We start from the raw sequence: 1432 nt of genomic DNA on the forward strand, positions 1-1432 counted from the left end.
TACTGCAGCCGTAGATCGGGATCATTGATACTGGGCGTGTCTGCGCTGCTCAGAGCGGTGACCGCGGCATTGTTCAGAGTTTGTGAAGACAACCGAATACGCCGCGGTCGCCGCGGCTCATAGCGTAGACCCTGATCGGTGGCAGTCGGAGTTCTCCGCGGTGATCGACCGGATCGCGCCGCGATTTCGTCGCTACGAACCACTTCGGCATGCCGCGGAGTTGATGTCCGGGATGGTCTCAGGGCTGGACCGCAAGAATTGCTGGACGATCGCCGAGCACCGCGGTGCAGCCACTCCTGATGGGCTGCAGCACCTGCTGGCCCGCGCGAGCTGGGACGCCGATGCGGTCCGAGATGATCTGCGCGATTACGTTATCGACGCCTTCGGTGACCGAGGCGCGATCCTGGTCGTCGACGAGACCGGCGACATCAAAAAGGGCGTGCACAGCGTCGGAGTGCAACGCCAGTACAGCGGCACCGCCGGCCGCATCGAGAACTCTCAAGTCGCGGTGCATCTGACCTATGCCGCCCCACGGGGGCACGCCTTGATCGACCGGGCGCTGTATCTGCCCAAGTCGTGGACCCAGGATGCGGTCCGATGCGCCGACGCCGGAATCCCGGAAGGCAAGCAGGGTTTCGCGACCAAACCCACCCTGGCGGTCACGCTGATCGACCGGGCCGTGGCCGCGAAGGTTCCCGCGGCGTGGGTGGCCGGCGACGAAGTCTATGGTGCTGACCCGCGGCTGCGGGCCGCGGTCCGCGGCCACCGACTGGGGTATGTCCTTGCCGTGGCGGCCAACCGGCGTGTGCCCACTGATGCCGGCCCGATCCGCGTCGATGCGCTACCCGCGCTGATCCCCGCGCACGCCTGGCAGACCCACTCCGCTGGCGACGGCGCCCACGGCCCACGGCTGTACTCGTGGGCGTGGTTTCGTCTACTCGCCGAAGACGACACCGACACCGGGGTCCATCATTTGCTGATCCGCCGCAACGACGCCACCGGCGAGCACGCCTACCTGCGCTGCTACAGCCCCCGGCCAGTGCCGCTGCGCACCCTGGTCGCCGTGGCCGGTCAACGCTGGCGCATCGAGGAATCCTTCCAAGCCGCCAAAGGACTGGTCGGGCTCGACCAGCACCAAGTCCGGCGCTGGCGCTCCTGGCATCGCTGGACCACCCTGGCCATGCTCGCCCACGCCTTCCTGGCCGTGGCCACCGCGATCGAACGCGACATCGCACCCACACCAGCCGGCCTGATCGCGTTGACCGTCAACGAATTCCGCCGACTCTTCGACGCCCTACTCCTGGCCACCAACCACACCGTGACGACCCTGCTGGCCTGGTCACGATGGCGCCGACGACACCAATACCGAGCACGCCTTTCCCACTACCGACGAAGGCAGAAGCAATGATCCCGATCTACGGCTGCAGTACTA

Annotated in this window: 1 protein-coding gene; it reads left to right on the plus strand. The window is 66.7% G+C overall.

Annotation, left to right across the window (positions count from 1 at the left end; translation table 11 throughout):
• The first annotated feature begins 163 nt into the window (after positions 1-163).
• On the plus strand, positions 164-1408 hold the full coding sequence (locus tag CDN38_RS27610) for an IS701 family transposase (RefSeq protein WP_075509744.1): 1245 nt from the start codon (positions 164-166) through the stop codon (positions 1406-1408).
• Positions 1409-1432: the final 24 nt, after the last annotated feature.

This window comes from Mycobacterium ostraviense (assembly GCF_002705925.1).
Lineage (GTDB): Bacteria > Actinomycetota > Actinomycetes > Mycobacteriales > Mycobacteriaceae > Mycobacterium > Mycobacterium ostraviense.